Source organism: Nocardia farcinica (assembly GCF_001182745.1).
In the GTDB taxonomy this organism is placed as follows: domain Bacteria; phylum Actinomycetota; class Actinomycetes; order Mycobacteriales; family Mycobacteriaceae; genus Nocardia; species Nocardia farcinica.
This window is the reverse complement of sequence record NZ_LN868939.1, coordinates 901957-919795: the sequence shown is the minus strand read 5'-3', so window position 1 is coordinate 919795 and position 17839 is coordinate 901957. Positions and strand designations below refer to the sequence as shown.

The 17839-nt window shown below is 72.2% G+C and carries 14 protein-coding genes; 8 read left to right on the top strand and 6 right to left on the bottom strand.

Going from position 1 to position 17839, the window contains the following annotated elements:
* Positions 1-10: 10 nt before the first annotated feature.
* The 4 genes from AMO33_RS21270 to AMO33_RS21255 are packed head-to-tail and all read left to right on the top strand — an operon-like array spanning position 11 to position 6283.
* On the top strand, positions 11-1306 hold the full coding sequence (locus AMO33_RS21270) for a lipase family protein (protein ID WP_228792230.1): 1296 nt from the start codon (positions 11-13) through the stop codon (positions 1304-1306).
* Between the two features lie 59 nt (positions 1307-1365).
* A complete protein-coding gene (gene trmB / locus AMO33_RS21265) occupies positions 1366-2175 on the top strand; it encodes a tRNA (guanosine(46)-N7)-methyltransferase TrmB (RefSeq protein ID WP_060594005.1) in 810 nt (269 codons plus the stop codon).
* Entirely contained in the window at positions 2175-2903 is a 729-nt protein-coding gene (locus AMO33_RS21260; protein ID WP_098085824.1) for an NYN domain-containing protein, read from the top strand. The genes trmB and AMO33_RS21260 overlap by 1 nt, the downstream gene beginning before the upstream one ends.
* Complete coding sequence (locus AMO33_RS21255) at positions 2903-6283, top strand: MMPL family transporter (protein ID WP_060594004.1); 3381 nt, start codon at positions 2903-2905, stop codon at positions 6281-6283. Before AMO33_RS21260 ends, AMO33_RS21255 begins: the two co-directional genes overlap by 1 nt.
* Here AMO33_RS21255 and AMO33_RS21250 read toward each other — a convergent pair.
* Both AMO33_RS21250 and AMO33_RS21245 read right to left on the bottom strand, forming a co-directional pair.
* Positions 6249-7919 (bottom strand): DUF2339 domain-containing protein, encoded by a 1671-nt coding sequence (locus AMO33_RS21250; protein WP_261307350.1) that lies wholly within the window; start codon positions 7917-7919, stop codon positions 6249-6251. The genes AMO33_RS21255 and AMO33_RS21250 overlap by 35 nt on opposite strands.
* Positions 7920-8809: 890 nt before the next feature.
* Positions 8810-9268, bottom strand: coding sequence for a hypothetical protein (locus tag AMO33_RS21245; protein WP_060594003.1), 459 nt, complete (start codon positions 9266-9268; stop codon positions 8810-8812).
* A 315-nt stretch (positions 9269-9583) separates the two neighbouring features.
* On the opposite strand from AMO33_RS21245, the gene AMO33_RS21240 reads away from it, so the two are divergent.
* Complete coding sequence (locus AMO33_RS21240; protein WP_060594002.1) at positions 9584-10774, top strand: helix-turn-helix domain-containing protein; 1191 nt, start codon at positions 9584-9586, stop codon at positions 10772-10774.
* A 46-nt stretch (positions 10775-10820) separates the two neighbouring features.
* Here AMO33_RS21240 and AMO33_RS21235 read toward each other — a convergent pair whose 3' ends face one another.
* From AMO33_RS21235 to AMO33_RS21220, 4 genes are all read right to left on the bottom strand, one after another.
* The gene (locus AMO33_RS21235; RefSeq protein ID WP_086845663.1) at positions 10821-11459 is read right to left on the bottom strand and encodes a DUF1707 SHOCT-like domain-containing protein; all 639 of its coding nucleotides are present in this window, start codon (positions 11457-11459) and stop codon (positions 10821-10823) included.
* 127 nt (positions 11460-11586) lie between these two features.
* Positions 11587-12255 (bottom strand): response regulator, encoded by a 669-nt coding sequence (locus tag AMO33_RS21230; RefSeq protein ID WP_011212025.1) that lies wholly within the window; start codon positions 12253-12255, stop codon positions 11587-11589.
* Positions 12256-12295: 40 nt separating this feature from the next.
* Positions 12296-13468, bottom strand: coding sequence for a MacS family sensor histidine kinase (macS, locus tag AMO33_RS21225; RefSeq protein ID WP_050768187.1), 1173 nt, complete (start codon positions 13466-13468; stop codon positions 12296-12298).
* A complete protein-coding gene (locus AMO33_RS21220) occupies positions 13446-14714 on the bottom strand; it encodes an AI-2E family transporter (protein ID WP_011212027.1) in 1269 nt (422 codons plus the stop codon). Before AMO33_RS21220 ends, macS begins: the two co-directional genes overlap by 23 nt.
* Positions 14715-14816: 102 nt before the next feature.
* Here AMO33_RS21220 and AMO33_RS21215 point away from each other — a divergent pair, with 102 nt between their 5' ends.
* From AMO33_RS21215 to AMO33_RS21205, 3 genes are read left to right on the top strand one after another with little or no spacing between them, the layout of a single operon-like run.
* A complete protein-coding gene (locus AMO33_RS21215; protein ID WP_170916156.1) occupies positions 14817-16337 on the top strand; it encodes an adenylate/guanylate cyclase domain-containing protein in 1521 nt (506 codons plus the stop codon).
* Positions 16338-16341: 4 nt separating this feature from the next.
* Positions 16342-17427, top strand: a complete 1086-nt coding sequence (locus AMO33_RS21210) for a lysylphosphatidylglycerol synthase transmembrane domain-containing protein (protein WP_060594000.1) — start codon at positions 16342-16344, stop codon at positions 17425-17427.
* 46 nt (positions 17428-17473) lie between these two features.
* Positions 17474-17839, top strand: a complete 366-nt coding sequence (locus AMO33_RS21205; protein ID WP_060593999.1) for a DUF3054 domain-containing protein — start codon at positions 17474-17476, stop codon at positions 17837-17839.

Below are 17839 nucleotides of genomic sequence, written 5' to 3'. Positions count from 1 at the left end.
GGAGGTTGTGATGACACTGCCGCTGCTGCCGAGCGCCGATCCCTTCCATCGGCCGCCCCGCGGGTTCGCCTCGGCGCCCGCGGGCACCGTGCTGCGCAGCCGCCGCGTCGAGGTGGCCCTGTTCGGCCTTGTGCCGCAGCGCGTTTCGGCCTGGCAGCTGCTCTACCGCAGTTGCGACCTGCACGGCGTCCCGGAAGTGGCGGTCACCACGGTGCTGCTGCCCGCCGACGCCGAACCCGGCGAGGACCGGCCGCTGCTGGCCTTCCAGACCGCGATGGACGCCGTCAGCGAGCGCTGCGCCCCCTCCTACGCGCTGCGCCGTGGCGCCAACGCCCTCGGCGCCGTCACCCAGATCGAATGGCTGCTGGTCGCCAACGCGCTGCGGCGCGGCTGGGCGGTCTCCATCGCCGACCACGAGGGCCCGCACGGCAACTTCGGCGCGCCCCGCGAACCCGGCTACCGCGTGCTCGACGGCCTGCGCGCCGCGTTGCGGTTCGCCCCGCTCGGGCTGGCTCCCGACGCCAGGATCGGGGTGTGGGGCTACTCCGGTGGCGGCATGGCCAGTTCCTGGGTGGTCGAGATGGCGCCGACCTACGCGCCGGAACTGAACCTGGTCGGCGCCGCCCTCGGCGCCCCGGTCGGCGACCCCGGCCAGGTGTTCGTGCGGCTCAACGGCGGGCACTTCGCCGGCCTGCCCGCCATCGTCATCGCCGCGCTGCGCAGGCTCTACCCGGCGCTGGGCCGCGTCATCGACGACGAACTCACCGAGGAGGGCCGCCGGTTCGTCGCCATCGCCGAGCGCGCCACCCCGGCCGCCGCGATCCTGCGGCTGGCGGGCAAGAAGTTCGACGACTTCCTCGCGACCCCGCTCGAAGAGCTGCTCGCCACCCCGGCCTTCGTCGAGATGTTCGACGACCTGCGGCTGGGCCGCAACGCCCCCACCTGTCCGCTGCTGGTCGTGCAGCCGGTGCACGACCAGGTGATCCATGTCGCCGAGATCAACGGCCAGGTGGCGCGCTACCGCCGCGGCGGCGCCGAGGTGACCTACGTGCTCGACCGGCTCAGCGAGCATTTCTCCATGCTGGCGCTGGCCGCCCCGGTCAGCCTGAACTGGCTGGCCGACCGGTTCGCGGGCGAACCGACCACCGGTGACGTCGACACCACCGTGTGGTCGGTGGCGGCCTCCCCGTCGGGCCTGCGCGGCCTGGTGGAGATGGCGACCACGGCGGTGAAGGTGGTGCTCGGCAGGCCGCTGCGCCAGGAGTCGCCGACGGCGCCGCGGATCGTCGGTGAACGCGCCGCTTGAGCACCGCTGGAGCACGGCGGCGGGGTTCGATTGCTGCGTCGATGCGGCGATGCTGGAGAATGGACGGCGTGAACGACGCCGCCAACCACACTGTCGAGTCGGTTCCGGGCAGGCCGTCCACAGCATCGGCCCCGCTCGAAGCAGGCAGACGATCCCCCACCGGCTCCCGGCTCTACCCGCGCGTGACCAGCTTCCGGTCGCGCCGCGGCGCGCTGACGCCCAACCAGCAGGGCGCCTGGGATCGGATGTGGCCGCGCATCGGCCGCGAGGTCGGCGACGAGCCGCTGGACGCCGATGCCTGGTTCGGCAGGCAGGCGCCGCTGGTGATCGAGATCGGCTGCGGCACCGGCACCGCGACCGCCGCGATGGCCGCGGCCGAACCGCACGTCAACCTGATCGGCATCGAGGTGTACCAGCCGGGCCTCGCGCAGCTGGTGCAGCGGATCGAGCGCGACGGCATCGACAACATCCGGCTGCTGCGCGGCGACGCGGTCGACGTACTGGAACACATGATTGCTGCGGAGTCGCTGACCGGGGTCCGGGTGTTCTTCCCCGACCCGTGGCCCAAGGCCCGCCACCACAAGCGGCGGCTGTTGCAGCCGGCCACCGTCGCGCTGATCGCGGGCAGGCTGCGCCCCGGCGGCGTCCTGCACGTGGCGACCGACCACGCCGGTTACGCCGAGCACATCGCCGCGGTCGGCGCGGCGGAACCGCTGCTCGTCGGCCTGAACGAGGCCACCGGCGGCGACGACGAGCGCGCCCGTGCGCTCGCGCCGATCGGTCTGGACCGCCCCGTCACGAAATTCGAGGACAAGGCACATCGAGCGGGAAGCGCCATCACCGAGTTCGTTTGGGGCAAGATCGAATGATGAGCGTCAGTGAGATGGCCGAGCAGGCCGTGGGTGTTGCGGGGGAGGTGCAGGGAACCGTCGCCGAGGGGCTCGGCGGCGCCACACCGGACGTGCGGCGGGTGCTGCTGGTCTGGGACGCACCGAACCTCGACATGGGCCTCGGCGCCATCCTCGGCGGCCGCCCCACCGCCGCCTACCGGCCCCGCTTCGACGCGCTCGGCCGCTGGCTGCTCGCTCGCACCGCCGAACTCTCCGCCGGGAGCAGCTCCCGGATCGAGCCGGAGGCCACGGTCTTCACCAACATCGCCCCGGGCACCGCCGACGTGGTGCGGCCCTGGGTCGAGGCACTGCGCAACGTCGGCTACGCGGTGTTCGCCAAGCCCAAGATCGACGAGGATTCCGACGTCGACGCCGACATGCTCGCCCACATCGAGCTGCGCAGCCGCGGCGCCGGGCTGGCCGGGATCATGGTCGCCTCCGCCGACGGCCAGGCCTTCCGCGAGCCGCTCGAGCGGCTGGCCGCGCGCGGGGTGCCGGTGCAGGTGCTCGGGTTCCGTGAGCATGCGAGCTGGGCGGTGACATCCGATACCCTCGAGTTCATCGACCTCGAGGACATCCCCGGCGTGTTCCGTGAACCGCTGCCCCGGGTGAGCCTCGACTCGCTGCCCGACGAGGGTGCCTGGCTGCAGCCGTTCCGGCCGCTGTCGGCACTGCTCACCTCTCGCCCCGCCCAAGGAGTCGCTTAGTGTTCACACGCTGGGGCGAATTGGTCTATCGGTTTCGGTTCGCCGTCATCGGCATCGTCGCCGCGGCCCTCCTGGCGCTCGGCGGCTACGGCTTCGGCCTCGAGAACCATCTCAGCTCCAGCGGGTGGGACGATCCCACCTCCGAGTCCGCGCAGGCCGCGCGCATCGCCGACGAGGCGTTCGGCCGCGATCACACCAGCGATGTGATCGTGCTCTACACCGCGCCGGAGGGCAAGACGATCGACGACCCGGAGTTCCGGGACAAGATCGTCGACAGTCTCAACCGGCTGCCCCGGGAGCACCCGGACGAGATCGACAAGGTCAACGGCGCCTACTGGCAGACCGAGACCGGTCCCGGCGTGCCGCTGACCTTCGGGTCCAAGGACAAGAAGTACACCTTCGCCTCCATCGCCATCGTCGGCGACAACGACACCGACATGGTGCGCAACTACCGGAAAGTGAAGGACGTCTTCTACATTCCGGGCGTCGACGTGCAGGTCACCGGCCTGCAGGCGGTGGCGGGCACCCTCAACGACACCATGGCCAGCGACCAGAAGCGCATGGAGCTGCTGGCCATCCCCGCCGTCGCGGTGCTGCTGTTCTTCATCTTCGGCGGCCTGGTCGCGGCGGGCCTGCCACTGGTGGTCGGTGGCCTCACCGTCATCGGCGCCAACGGCATCATCATGGCGTTGACGAAGTTCACCGAGGTGAACTCCTTCGTCGGCGGCGTCGTCTCCATGATCGGCCTCGGCCTGGCGATCGACTACGGCCTGTTCATCGTCAGCCGCTTCCGCGAGGAACTGGCCGAGGGCTACGACACTCCCGCGGCCGTGCGCCGCTCGGTGATGACGGCCGGGCGCACCGTCGTGTTCTCGGCCACCATGATCGTGGCCAGCCTCGGCGGCATGCTGCTGTTCCCGCAGGGCTTCCTGAAATCGGTCGCCTACGGCACCATCGCCACGGTCACCCTGGCCGCGCTGACCGCGATCACCATCCTGCCCGCCATGCTCGGCGTGCTCGGCCCGCGCGTGGACATGCTGGGCCTCAAGCGCTTCCGCAAGACCAAGACCGCCGAAGAGGTGGAGAACGGTTTCTGGGGCAAGACCACCCAGTGGGTGATGCGGCATCCGCTCAAGATCGCGGTGCCGATCTGCATCGTGCTGCTGCTGTTGATCATCCCGGTGAAGAACCTGGCCTTCGGCGGCATCAACGAGCGCTACCTGCCGCCGGACAACAAGACCCGCGTCGCGCTGGAGAACTTCTACGAGGTCTTCCCGCTGAAGAAGACCGACCCGGTGCAGCTGGTGATGGTCTCCGAGGACAGCGCCGCCGTCGGCGCGGTGTGGAAGCAGGCCAGCGAGGCGCCGGGCCTGGTCGGCAGTTTCGAGGTGCCCAGCCGCTCCACCACCCAGCCCGACGTCTACCGCACCAGCGCGACACTCGAGGACTCCGAGAACGCCAACCCGACCATCGACTATCTGCGGTCGATGGACGTGCCCGACTCGGTACAGCTCTACGTCGGCGGGCAGCCGACGATCCAGAAGGACAGCATCGACGCCCTGCTCGAACGCATGCCGTTGATGATCGCGCTGGTGCTGTTCGTCACCACGCTGCTGATGTTCCTCACCTTCGGCTCGCTGGTGCTGCCGATCAAGGCCGCCTTGATGAGCGCGCTCGGCCTCGGCTCCACGCTGGGCATCCTGACCTGGATCTTCGTCGACGGGCACGGGTCGGGCCTGCTGAACTTCACGCCGCAACCGATCATGTCGCCGGTGCTGGTGCTGATCATCGCGGTGATCTACGGCCTGTCCACCGACTACGAGGTGTTCCTGCTGTCTCGCATGGTCGAGGCGCGCAGCATGGGCGCCTCGACCACGGAGGCGGTGCGCGCGGGCACCGCGCACACCGGCCGCATCATCACCGCGGCGGCGCTCATCCTGCTCGTGGTCGTCGGCGCGTTCGCGTTCTCCGACCTGGTGATGATGCAGTACATCGCGTACGGCCTGATCGCGGCGCTGTTCATCGACGCGACGATCCTGCGCATGCTGCTGGTCCCCGCGACCATGAAACTGCTCGGCGACGACTGCTGGTGGGCGCCCGCCTGGATGAAGCGCATCCAGGAGAGGATCGGCCTCGGCGAGCCGATCCTCGACGACGAGCGCCCCGGCGGCGGCGAAGTGGTCGATCTGGTGAAGACCACCCCGGTCACCGACCCGGTCACCATGCAGATGCCTGCCATGCCGGAGGAGAAGCAGCGCAAGTCGCCGCGGCGGGTGCGCACCATCGAGGAGATCGAGGCCGAGGCGCCGACGCAGCGCATCGAGGACCTGCCGGAGGCGCGGGCCAAGGCGGGCAAGACGCCGCCGCGCCCCCGCACCGCCATGCCGGTCGCGCCCGACCCGACCCGGCCGCGGGCGCATCCGCAGCCCGGCCAGGAGGGTGCGCGGCCGGGTCGGCCCGGTCCCGCCTCGCCGTTCCAGGCCGGGTCGGCGTTCCAAGCGGTGCCCTCGGTGGACCAGCCCGCGACCGGGCCGAAGCAGCCCGGTCACCCGGGGAAGCCCGCGGGCCCGAGCGGTCAGTCGTCGGTGCCCGGGCTCGGACGCCCGCTGCCGAGCCGACCGCAGCCCGGTCGCTCCGCACCGCCGGAACCGGAACCCGGCCCTTCGGCGCAGCCGCCCCACCCGGGTGGACCGGCATCGCCGCAGGCCGGGGGCGGCGCGCCGCTGCCCGGTGCCCGGCCAGCGCCGCCGCGTGCGCCGGGTGCCTCCGTGGGCGAGCCGACCCGTCCGCAGGCGCCGCCGCGACCCGCACGGCCGGTCGGTCCGCCCGGCGCGGGTGGTGCGGCTGTTCCGAGCGGACCGGTCCAGGGCGGACACGGGCCGCATCGAGCGCCGAGCGGACCCGCTGACGGGCCGAGTGGATTCGCCGGCACGCCGGGTAGACCGAACGGGCCGGCCGCCGGGGCGCCGGGCGGACCTTCGCGGGTTCCGGACGAGCCCGGGATGCGGGGCGGGCCGTCGGTTGCGCCGGGAGGACCGGCAGATCCGGGTACCCCGGGCACGCTCCCGGCGGCGCACGGGCACAGACCGGCGGCGGAGCCACCACCGCCGGTACCGAACGGACCGTCGCCCGCGCCGAATGGACCTCGCCATGTTCCGAACGGACCGGACCCGCAGGGTGCCGCCGCGACGCCGGCCGGCGATCCGGTAGCCGAACACGGCGAGGCGCCGGAGGACAACCGGACCAGCATCGAGAACTGGATGGCCGAGTTGCGGTCCTCGCGCCGCCGGAGCACCGGCGGCGACGAAGGCCGCCACCACAGTGGTGACGGCCGGTCGGTGAGCGTCAACGAACTGCTTCGTCGCCAGGACGAGGAGTAGGTCCGCCCGCGGGATCCTCCGGTGCTGCGGTGCTCGCGCGTTCGCCCGCCTCGGCGAAGGCGCGGGCGTAGCGGGTGCCGGTGAGCAGCAGCAGCACGCCGACGGCGAGGAAGGCGCCCACCCGGACGAAACCGTCGAGGGTGGCCAGGTCGAACAGGAACAGCTTGGCCAGCGCGGCGCCGGTGAGCAGCAGGCCGGACCCGAGCGCCACCTTCGCCACCGCACCGGAGGTCGCCAGTTTGCGCAAGCCGTACAGCAGCGCGGCGGTCGCGGCGCCCATCCACAGGATCGTCGCGACGCTGTGCCCGGCGACGAAACCGTCGCGGCCGCCCGCCGCGACGCCGATCGACACCGCCGCGACGGTCACCAGGTAGAGCGCCGCCACACTCGCCCCCACCCCGACCACCTCGTCCTCGCCGCGGCGCTCGCCCGCGATGCGGCGCAGACTCCACACGAGCAGGGCCAGAACGCCGAGTCCGGCGACGGCGGCCAGTGCGCTCGCCGTTCCCAGCCGTTGCTGTGCGAAGTGCTGCGAGGCAAGCGTTTCCGGCGACGCGTCGGCGAGCAGGGCCAGCCCGCCCAGCACACCGAACGCGGCGCCGATGACCACCGCGACCCGCGACCGCTGTTGCCCGGCGACCCCGAGGAAGCCCAGCGCCACCAGGAACAGCGCGATCGGCAAGGTCGCCGAATCCGTCCCGGCCACACAGGCTTCCAGCAGCGCCAGCGCACCGGCGACGGCCGCGACGACCGCGGTGTGATTCGGGATGCGCACGGCCGCACGCACTCTCGGCAGCAGATACGCGAACGCCACCGCCAGCAGCACCGCCGCGTAGGCGAGGGCGGTGGGCACCGCGGTGCGGCGTTCGAGCAGGGCGGGCACGGCGATCAACAGCGGTGTCGCGGCGGCGGCCAGCGCCAGGCTCGCCGTGAGGTCGGCGGGCCGGGCGCGGACCACCACGAGCGTGCCGACCGAGCCGATCACCGCCACGGCCACCGCGGCGGCGATCAGGGCGCCGCCACGGCCGCTCTGCGACGAGATCACCTCCACCGCGACGAACACGGTGATCGCGACCACCGCGGGCGACGTGCGCACCACGTGCAGGAACGGCCAGTCCCGCTGGAGGTGCACCGGCAGGCAGGCCGCCTGCAACGCGATCAGGAACACCAGCAGCACCGGCTGCACCGTCACGAACGGTGCCGCGAGCGCCGCACCCGCGACCACGAGTACCGCCAACGGCTGCGACTGCCACCGCACCGCCAGTGCCACGCCGCACGCGGCCACCGCGAACGCCACCGCGAATCCGGGCACCGGATGCAGCCAGTCGTAGATCGCCGTCACCGCGACCACGTCCAGATAGGCGCCCGCGATACCCGTCGCCGCCAACGCGATGCCGCCGACCCGGCCACCGGCCCGCCCGAAGACGCGGACACCGGCACCCACCAGCGCGGCCGAGAACACCGCTCCGGCCACCACTCTCGGCACCGGACCGAACAGCCCGGCCTGGGCCGCCAACACCAGCAGCATCACCACACCGATCAGGGTCACCGCCACCCCGGCCACCGCCAGGATCCGGCTGATCACACCGTCCCGCTGCCACCACGGCGTGCCGTCGCCGATCACCCCGGCCCGCACCGGTGGTATCCCGCGCCCGCCGCGACCGGCCCCGTCGCGACCGCGCGCCCGCCGGCACCGCCCGCCGACGGCACCGGGTCGCCGGGCGCACCGGCGCCCTTCGGCATCCACGCCGCGGCGGTGCCCCTGGGCGGCGCGCCGCTCCCCGCCCGCGGAGCCCGCCGCGGCACCGCACCCGGCCCGGCCCAACCCGGCGGCGGCACGGACCAGTGACCGGCCGGGCCCACCGGCGGCACCGCGGCAGGCACGCCCCACCCCGACGGTGGCACCGCCCCGGGCCCCCTCGCTTCCCTCGGCGGCACCGCGACCTGCTCGGCCCGGCCGGACGATGGCACCACCCCGCGCTGGGCAGCATCCCTCGGCGGCACGGCACCCTGCTCGGCCCAACCGGACGGCGACGCGGTCCCGTCCTCCGAGGAATCCGGCGCCATCGCCGCGTCGACCGCGCCGGTCGACGGCGACCCACCCGGCTCGACGGAGCTCGACGACCACCCCTCGGGCGTGCTCCCCGTCCCCGGAACGGCCGGCGGCGCCGTGGGGTGCGCGGCCGAGGGTGGCGCCGGAACCGGTGCGGCAGGCCCGGTCGACGCATCTCGGCCACCGGCCGTAGGCGATCCCGGCGGCGGTACGTCCCCGACCACGCGGGTGGCACCGCCCGACGACGAGCCCGCCGCGGGCGCGCCGGCCAGCACCTGCCGGTGCAGAACTTCCAAGTCGCGCCCGAGGGCGCCCATCCGTGTTCCCAGCGCGGTGAACTCACCGGAGAGGCGGGAGACCAGCGCCGGGTCGATCGAACCAGTCATGGCACTCATGGTCGATCGCCCGGCGGGCCCGGACATGAGTAGAAACACCCGGGCGGGCGCGGGACATCTACCCGGGGAGGCCGCCGCTCAGCGGGAGGCCGCGGGCAGCGAGGTCACCCGGTGCACGGCCTCGATCACCGAGGAGCGGGCGGGCATGCGCAGCACCTCGGGGTCGGGTTCGCCCACCCAGTGCCGGCCGCGCGGCGAATCGGTGGTGGGCAGCAGCACGTGACGCCCGCCGGGCACGACGGTCACCTGGTGCTCGGCCAGCCCGCGGCGCACGCGCACGTCGACCGGCGCGGCGGGGCTGGGCGGGGTGACGAGGAAGGTCCAGGTGCGTTCGCCGGGGTCGGCGACGACCGGCACCGGGAACGGAGTCGCGAGCGTGACCAGCACGTCGCGGCCGAGCGCGGGCGGCATGACCAGGGCGCCAAGCACGCTGCCCGTGGTGACGACGGGTCGGCCCGCCAGCAGCTGGACGGGCAACCCGTACCGATGTCGCAGCACCAGAGCGGCTTCGTGGGGGGTGTGACAGCGTTCGAACATCGCGCGGCTCCTCAGACGGTGGTGGTGTGCGAGTGACGGATCGGCGCCGGTAGTCGCCCGATCACGGCGCGTGCGCGCGGGTGGTGCGCACGGATTTCGAGGAGTGCCTGCGGTGCGGTGGTATTCGGCATCGTGGTCATCGCCGCCCTGCCTTCTCAAACCGGCCTTTACAGCGTGGGCCTTCTCAAAGTTGCGGAAAGGCAACGGTATTCCAACCGGCGGGCGTCGAGTCGTACGTAATGTCCCACTTCTCGTGAACAGCGACGCCTACCGTCGGTACCCTGAAACGCAGATGTAACACGAGGACTCGAGGTCATGGACGATTCATCGATCGGCGTGCGCATCCGACGTTTCCGGGGGAAGGCGCTCACCCAGCGTCAGCTGGCGGACCTGGCCGGGGTGAGCGTCGATCTGGTGCGCAAACTCGAGCAGGGCGGCAGGCAGACGGCTTCGATCGCGAGCCTGCAGAAGATCGCCCGCGCCCTCGATGTCGACATCGCCGACCTCATCGGCAACCGGCACGGCATTCCCTCCGGCAATCCGGATGCCGGCATCGTCGCCGTCCGCCGCGCCCTCACCCCGGTCGACGACCTGCTCGGCACCGTGCCCGAGGAGGCCGCCGTGACGCTCGACGACGGCCGCCGCACCGTCGAATACGCCTGGGGCGCCTACTGGTCGGGCCGCTACGAACTGCTCACCTCCATCCTGCCCGCGGGCCTGACCCAGTTGCGCGCCACCGTGCACGCCGCCAACAACGGCGCGCTCGCCCCGGCCAACGAACTGCTGGCGCGGATGTACTGGGTGACCGGCTGCACGCTGGTGCATCTCGGGCAGACCGACCCGGCGTTCCTGGCGGTGCGGCAGGCACTCGCCGCGGCCGAGCACGGCGACGATCCGCTGCTGCTGGCCACCATTCGCGGCTCGATCGCCTGGCAGCTGCTGGTGCAGGGCCGCTACGCGGAATCGCGCGGGGTGGCCTTGCGCGCGGCGACGGAACTCGAGCCCGCCGGTGAGGTCGGCCCGGCGCACCTGGCCGCCTACGGGTCGCTGGTGTTGCAGGGCGCGACCGCCGCGGGCCGGGCGCAGCAGGTGCCCGAGGCGCTGGCGCTGCTGGAGTCCGCGAGCGAGGTGGCGTTGCGGATCGGTGCCGACCGGCAGGACTACGAAACCTATTTCGGCCCGTCGCAGGTCGTCATGCAGACCGTCGACGTGAACGTCTCGGCGGAGCGGTACCCCGAAGCGCTGGCCGCGGCGACGCAGATGCCCGCGGGCGCCGGCCTGCCGCAGGCGTCACGGGCCCGGCATCTGGCCGACACCGCGGTGGCCTGGACCCGGACCGGCCAGTATCAGCGCGCCCTGGACGCGCTGCTCGCCGCCGAGCGGGTGGGCGGCCCGGACTGGATGAAATACCAGTCCCTGCCCCGCCACATCGTCTCGGAACTACTCGACAACGACCGCAGGGTCCCGCTGCGCGCGTTCGCCCGCCGCCTCGGCGTCAACACCTGAAACGGCCCGAACGGCCCCGAACGGCTCAGTGCCCCATCGGTTTGCGTCAGTGCCCCATCAGTTTGCGCCAGTGGGCGATCAGGGGGCGCTTGGCTGTCACCGAGCCGAAGCGGACCCGGCCGCGGACCACCAGGTGCAGGGGGCCCAGCGGCGGGCCGGTGCGGACCTTGTTGTTGACGCTGGAGCCGACGAGGTCGAGGGAGTTGAGGTCGACGGTCGCCTCGGCGGGCACCACCAGGGTGAGCGAGCTGCAGAAATCGTCCATCACCACCTCGACCACCTGGGTCGCCATCACCGCTTCGGTGAAATCCAGGGTGACCGAGGACAACCAGTTGTTCAGGTGCAGGGTCGGCGGCACGTGCCAGGGGCCGCGCCGGTTGACCCCGGACAGGCGGCTGCGGATCACCGCGCCGTGGTTGGTGCCGGGCGGGGCGACGGGCGGCTGGTAGGGCGCGCTCGTGTTGACGAACCCGGTGGCGGGGGCGGCGGGCTGGCCGACCAGCCGCACGCCGGGCAGATCGATGAGCACCGAGTTGAGTTCGCCGCGGGTCTTGGCGGCCAGGGCGGTGTCCATGCGTTCGGTGAACTCGCCGAGCGAGAGCATGCCGAGGCCGACGGCCCGCTGTAGCAATTCGCCGACGTGCTCGCGTTCGGCATCGGACACGCGCAGGTCCCGGTCGCCCACCGGCTGACCGGAGCCGACGTCTTTGGATACCGATTCGGGGCCGCCCATGCCATCGAGGTTACCGACGACCCCGCGCGCACGGCATCAGGGCGATCCCTGATTCGCCCCCCGACCCGCGGCGAGACCGCTATTCGAGCCCCTGCTCGATCGCGTAGCGGGTCAGTTCCACCCGGTTCGCCAGTTGCAGTTTGCGCAGTGTGGCCTGCACGTGGTTTTCCACGGTGCGGTGGCTCAGGCCGAGCCGGGCCGCGATCTGTTTGGCGGACAGTCCTTTCGCCACCATGCGCAGCACCTCGGTCTCGCGCTCGGTCAGCGCGGGCCGGTGCGGTTCGTCGGGACGGGCCGGGGCACTGGCCATCCGGCGGTATTCGCCCAGCACCAGGCCCGCCAGGCCGGGAGTGAACACCGGCTGTCCGGCGGCGGTGGCGCGCACCGCCTCGATCAGTTCCGCGGCCGAGGCGCTCTTGACCAGGTAGCCGGAGGCGCCCGCCTTGATGGCTTCGAGCACGTCGTCGCGTTCGGCGGAGGCCGAGAGCACGAGCACCCGGCTGTCCGGCGAGACGCGCAGCACCTCGGCGGTGGCCTGGGCGCCGTTGCCGTCGGGCAACTGCATGTCCATCAGCACCACGGTGGGTCGCACCGCGGCCGCCCGCCGGGTGGCCGAGCCCACCCCGTCGGCGGTGGCGGCCACCGTGAACCCGGCTTCGCCCAGGTCGCGGGACACGCCGTCGCGCCACATCGGGTGGTCGTCGACCACCATCACCGTGATGGTCCCGGGGGCAGCGTCCTCGGTCATCGCACTCCTCTCCCGCCTGTTCATCGTGCCAGAGCCGGGCTCAGCCGCGCGGCACCCGGAACTCCCATTCCACGCCCTCGCCGTCCCCGCCGTCGCTGAGCAGTTCGGCCTGCCCGCCCAGCGCCGCGATGCGGCCGACGATGGAACGCGACACACCCATCCGCCCTTCGGCTTCCGCCTCGGCCAGCCGTCCCGGCGGGATGCCGACGCCGTCGTCGCGCACGCTGACGATCAGCTCCGCACCGGTGTCCTCCAGCAGCACATAGGCTTTCGCGTCGGGTCCGGCGTGCAGGTCGACGTTGGCGAGCGCGGTGGCGACGGCGGCGGCGATCTCACCCGCGACCCAGCGCCCGACCCGCACCGGCTCGCCGGGCGTGGACACGAACACCGTCGGGGTGGCGTGCGCCGTCAGCAGGGGACGCAGGTCCACCTCGCTGCCTCCGGCGTCCTCCCGGCCGCCCTGCTCGGAGATCAGCACCCGCAGCGCGACCTCCTGTTCACCGGCCCGCTGCGCCAACTCCTCGGTGGGCCCGCCGATCTCGGCGCCGCGACGCTTGATGTAGCTGAGCACCTGCAGCACCCCGTCGTGCACCTCGCGGGCCAGCCGCTCCCGTTCCTCGGCGGCCGCGGTCAGCCGCACCGCCCGGCGCAGCTGGTCCTGGGCGCGGCGGGCGGTGTCGGCGGCCAGGCCGAGCGCAAGGCCGACCGAGACCAGCACCGGCGCGGTGGCGTCGGTCCACACGTCCTGCCCCCACTGCTCGCGCACGGTGATGATCACCGCCGAGATCAGCAGCCCGGAGGCGATGCCGAGCCCCCACCCGCGCAGGATGGCCGCCGAGATCACCGCGTTGGCCGCCCACATGGTGGTCGGCAGGGTCTGGTGGCCGTGGTACCAGTCGTAGTCGGCGACCAGCCGGGTCGCCGCGATCAACCCGATCACCACCACGTGGTCGCCGACCACCACCCCGGCCCGCACCCGCGCCATACCGGTGCTGCGCCACTGCGAGAGCAGCAGCGCCGACGCACCCGACCAGACCACCATCAGCGCGATGAACACCCAGCTCAGCCGCTGGTTGTGGTAGTAGGGGACCGAGGCGATCTGCTGGCCGATCGCATACAGCAGGGTCACCAGCCGGAAGGCCTGTACCGCCCGCCACAGCGGAACGGTGGCGGCGTCGTCGGCGCTCAGCTCACCGGGCGGGATCCGGCTCATCGGTGGTCCCCTCGTCCTGAGCCGCCGCCGGTCGGCCGCGCAGCGGGCTGTCCGGGCGCATGGACTCCCCGGCCAGCGTCGCGGCCACGTCGAACCGGCCGAGATCGGGTTTGTCCGGCTCGGCCGAATACAGCTTGGGTTCGCCGCCGAGCAGCTCGCCGTAGGCTTCCTCGGGGCTCTCGGCCAGCAGCGAACGGATCGCGGTGTTCATCACCGCCACGAACGGCACCGCGAGCAGACCGCCCGCGATCCCGCCGAGCACCAGGCCGGCCGCGATGGCCAGCACCACCGCCAGCGGGTGGATGCTCACCGCGCGCCCGAGCAGCAGCGGTTGCAGCACATGGCTTTCCAGCTGCATGACGGCGATGATGATGCCGAGCACGATCAGCGCCGTCACCAGGCCCTTGGTGACCAGGGCGATGAACACCGCGATGAAGCCGGCCAGGAACGCACCGATGATCGGGATGAACGCGCTGATGAACACCAGCGAGGCCAGCGGCAGCGCCAGCGGCACCCCCAGGATCGCCAGACCCGCGCCGATGCCGATCGCGTCCACCGCCGCGACCGCGACCGTGGCCCGCACGAAGCCGACCAGCGTGCCGAACCCGAGTTCACCGGCCAGCCGCACCCGCTCGCGGTGCTTGGTCGGCACGATCCGGGTGACGAACTCCCAGATCTGGTCGCCGCTGTAGAGGAAGAAGATGAGGATGAACAGCGTCAGGAAGGTACCGGTGAGGATGTGCCCGATCACCGTGGCGGTGGTGAGTGCACCGCTGGTGACGCTGTCCTGATTGGACTGGATGGCCTTGACCAGGGCGTCGCCCGCGTTGCGGATCTGTTCGTCGCTCAGGTGCGGTGGGCCGTTGATCAGCCAGTCCTGGATCTTGTGGATGCTGGCGGTGACCTCGTCGGACAGCTGCGGCACGCCGGCCACGAACTGCTCGACGACGAAGGTCATGATGCCCGCGACCAGTCCGAGCGAACCGACCAGTGAGACGAACACCCCGATCCAGCGCGGCACGCCGAGCCGCTGCATCAAGTCCACCAGTGGCGCGAGCAACGCGGCCGCGAGCAGCGCGATGGCCATCGGGATGACCACGGTGGCCAGCTTCTGCACCAGCATCGCCACGGCGAGCACGGCCGCGAAGACGACGAGCAGCCGCCATGCCCACTCCGCGCTCTGGCGGACGATCGGGTGCACGGCGTCCGCGGCGCTGCGCGGCGCATCGTCCTCGGGGTCGCTCACCTCGGTGAGCCTAATGGCCGGTCACCGCCGCGAACATGCGCACATGATCGAAACGCTAGATTGGTGAGCGTGTCGGCGCCCCTGGAAGCGGTCAAACAGACCATGCGAACGCGCTGGCCGCTGTACCTGACATCGATGCTGTTGGCCAACGCCTTCGGCGCGGTTCTGGTGTGGGCGTTCCTGCAATACGGGCTCCCCGTTCCGGAAGGCGAGGTGGCCGATGCCAGGCGCACCGGCCTGCTCGTCCCCGGCCTGGTCTTCGTCACCGGTGGGCTGCTGAGCCTGGCCGCCTCGGCCCTGATGTTGCGTCCGGTGATGCGGTGGCAGATGCGCGGCGGTCCGCCGAGCAGGCAGGAGCAGATGGCCGCCCTGCACGCGCCGCTGCGGCAGGCGATCCTGCACCTGGTGCTGTGGCTGTTCGGCGGCGCGGTGCTGGCCTCGCTGATCATCTCCGAATCGCCCAGACTGGCCGGCGCGGTGATCGTCACGCTGTGCATGGCCGCGACCATCGTGTTCGGCTTCACCTACATGCTCGGCGAGCGCATCCTGCGCCCGGTCGCCGCGCAGGCGCTCACCGAGGGCACCTTCGACCACACCCTCACCCCGGGCGTCGGCACCAGGATGGCGATGACCTGGGGCATGGGCACGTTCGCCCCGACCATCGCGATCGTGCTGCTGTGCGTCACCCAGATCTCCTCGGACGTGAAGTTCTCCGCGCAGTCGCTGGCCATCTCGATCCTGCTGCTGTGCGGGGTGGTCATCATGCAGGCGCTGGCGCTGTCGATGCTCACCGCCTCCAGCATCTCCGATCCGGTGCGCCAGCTCAGCCAGGCCATCGACCGGGTGCAGGAGGGCGCCCGCGACGTCCAGGTGGAGGTGTTCGACGGCAGCGAGATCGGGCTGCTGCAGGTCGGTTTCAACCGCATGATGGAGGAGGCCGCCAAGCGCAGGCAGTTGCAGGAGCTGTTCGGCCAGCACGTCGGCGAGGAGGTCGCCCAGCGCGCCCTCGACTACGGCACCGAGCTGGGCGGGGAGACCCGGTTCGTGGCGGTGCTGTTCGTCGACATGGTCGGCTCCACCGCCACCGCCGCCGAGCATCCACCGACCGAGGTCGTCAGCCTGCTCAACGAGTTCTTCCGGATCGTCGTCGACGTCATCGACCGCCACCACGGCTTCGTCAACAAGTTCGTGGGCGACGCGGCGCTGGCGATCTTCGGCGCCCCGCTGGACCGGCCCGACGCGCCGACCGCCGCGCTGGCCGCGGCCAGGGAACTGCGCGAGGCACTGCGCGAGGTGCCCGGACTCGACATCGGCATCGGGGTGTCGGCGGGCCTGGCGGTCGCCGGCAACATCGGCGCGGCCAACCGGTTCGAGTACACCGTCATCGGCGACCCGGTCAACGAGGCATCCCGGCTCACCGAACTCGCCAAGGACCATCCCGGCCGGGTGCTCGGTTCGGGCAGCGCGCTGTACTTCGCCGAGGAGGCCGAGCAGCGGCTGTGGATCACCGGGGAGGAGGTCCAGCTGCGCGGCAGACGCCGCAAGACGCAGCTGGCCTGGCCGAAGGACAGCGTGACCGCGCCGGCGGAGACGGACGGCGAAACGGCGCGTTCGTTAGGCTGACCGGGTGACGGCCAACGGGGACTCGGCGCGCGGACCCGCTCCGGCGGCGCCCTCGCCGAGCCGCCGGTTCCGCTGGGTGCGCTGGGTACTCGGCGTCGCGCTGATCGCCTTGCTCGTCGGGGAGGGGGTCTATCTCTGGCCCCGGCTGCACGAGTCCTGGCGCAGCCTCACCGAGATGCACTGGGGCTTCCTGGCCGCCTGCGTCCTCCTGCAGGCCCTGTCGATGAGCGGTTTCGGCCGGGTGCAGAAACAACTGTTGCGCGCGGGCGGGGTCGCGGTGAGTCAGCGCCGCTCGGTCGCCGTCGTCTACGGCGCCACCGCCATGTCGGTGACGTTGCCCGCCGGCCAGGTCTTCTCCACCGCCTTCACCTACCGGCAGACCCGCCGTTGGGGCGCGAGCCCGATGGTGGCCTCCTGGCAGCTGGTGATCTCCGGGGTGATCTCCGCGGCCGGGCTGGCGCTGCTGGCCGTGGGTGGCGCGCTGCTGGTCGGCGAGCGGGTGGGTCCGGTGAAACTGCTCCTCACGCTGGCCGCGGTGGTGGTGCTGGTGTGGGCGGGCAACCACCTCTCCGACCACCCCGGCGGACTGGAGGCCCTGGTCCGCCGCGTGCTCGGGGTGGTCAACCGGATCCGCAAGCAGCCGCGCGAGCACGGGACGACCAAGGTGCGCGACCTGCTGGCCCAGCTGGAATCGGTCGACCTCGGCACCGGGGACGGCGCCTGGGTGACGGTCTGGGCACTGGTGCACCGCCTCGCCGATGTGGCCTGCCTCGGTGCGGCCTGTTACGCGGTGGGTGCCGACCCGAAGATCGCGGGCTTGCTGATCGCGTTCAGCGCGGGCAAGGCCGTCGGCTCGATCCCGTTCGCGCCGGGTGGCATCGTCTACGTCGACGCCACCCTCATCTACGGGCTCACCGCGGCGGCCGGGTTGCCCGCGGCGCAGGCGGTGGCCGCGGCCTTCGTGTATCGGATGGTCAGTTTCGTGCTGGTGGCGATCGTCGGCTGGATCGTCTTCGCCTTCCTGTTCCGCACCCCGCAGGCCGACGACGCCGAATTCGAGAAGGAATTCGAGGCCGGGCGGCGCGGCTGAGCCCCGCCCGAGCCGAGCCCGGCCGGGCCGCCACTACGCTGACCCCGTGCGGAAAGTGGTGTTGGCGGTCGTGGTCGACGTGGTCCTGGTGGCCCTGTTCTGCGCCATCGGGCGGCGCAGTCACGACGAGGCGGTGCTCGCGGGCCTGGCGAAGACGCTGTGGCCGTTCGCGGTCGGGCTGGCGCTCGGCTGGTTGCTCGCGGTGCTGGTGAGCAGGCAGCGTCGGGTGCCGTTCGTGCCGACGGCGGTGTGGCCGACCGCGGTGCTGGTGTGGGCGGGCACGCTGGTCGGCGGAATGCTGCTGCGGGTGGTCGCCGGGCAGGGCACGGCGCCGAGCTTCGTCCTGGTGGCGGGCACAGTGCTCGCGCTGTTCCTGATCGGCTGGCGAGCGGCCGTCTCGGCACTCACCTGA

What these genes read in the sequence shown, in the direction of transcription:
- AMO33_RS21270 (WP_228792230.1), top strand. Translation starts at nt 11, where the DNA reads ATGACACTGCCGCTGCTGCCGAGCGCCGATCCCTTCCATCGGCCGCCC.
- trmB (WP_060594005.1), top strand. Translation starts at nt 1,366, where the DNA reads ATGGACGGCGTGAACGACGCCGCCAACCACACTGTCGAGTCGGTTCCG.
- AMO33_RS21260 (WP_098085824.1), top strand. Translation starts at nt 2,175, where the DNA reads ATGAGCGTCAGTGAGATGGCCGAGCAGGCCGTGGGTGTTGCGGGGGAG.
- AMO33_RS21245 (WP_060594003.1), bottom strand. Translation starts at nt 9,268, where the DNA reads ATGTTCGAACGCTGTCACACCCCCCACGAAGCCGCTCTGGTGCTGCGA.
- AMO33_RS21240 (WP_060594002.1), top strand. Translation starts at nt 9,584, where the DNA reads ATGGACGATTCATCGATCGGCGTGCGCATCCGACGTTTCCGGGGGAAG.
- AMO33_RS21230 (WP_011212025.1), bottom strand. Translation starts at nt 12,255, where the DNA reads ATGACCGAGGACGCTGCCCCCGGGACCATCACGGTGATGGTGGTCGAC.
- macS (WP_050768187.1), bottom strand. Translation starts at nt 13,468, where the DNA reads ATGAGCCGGATCCCGCCCGGTGAGCTGAGCGCCGACGACGCCGCCACC.
- AMO33_RS21215 (WP_170916156.1), top strand. Translation starts at nt 14,817, where the DNA reads ATGCGAACGCGCTGGCCGCTGTACCTGACATCGATGCTGTTGGCCAAC.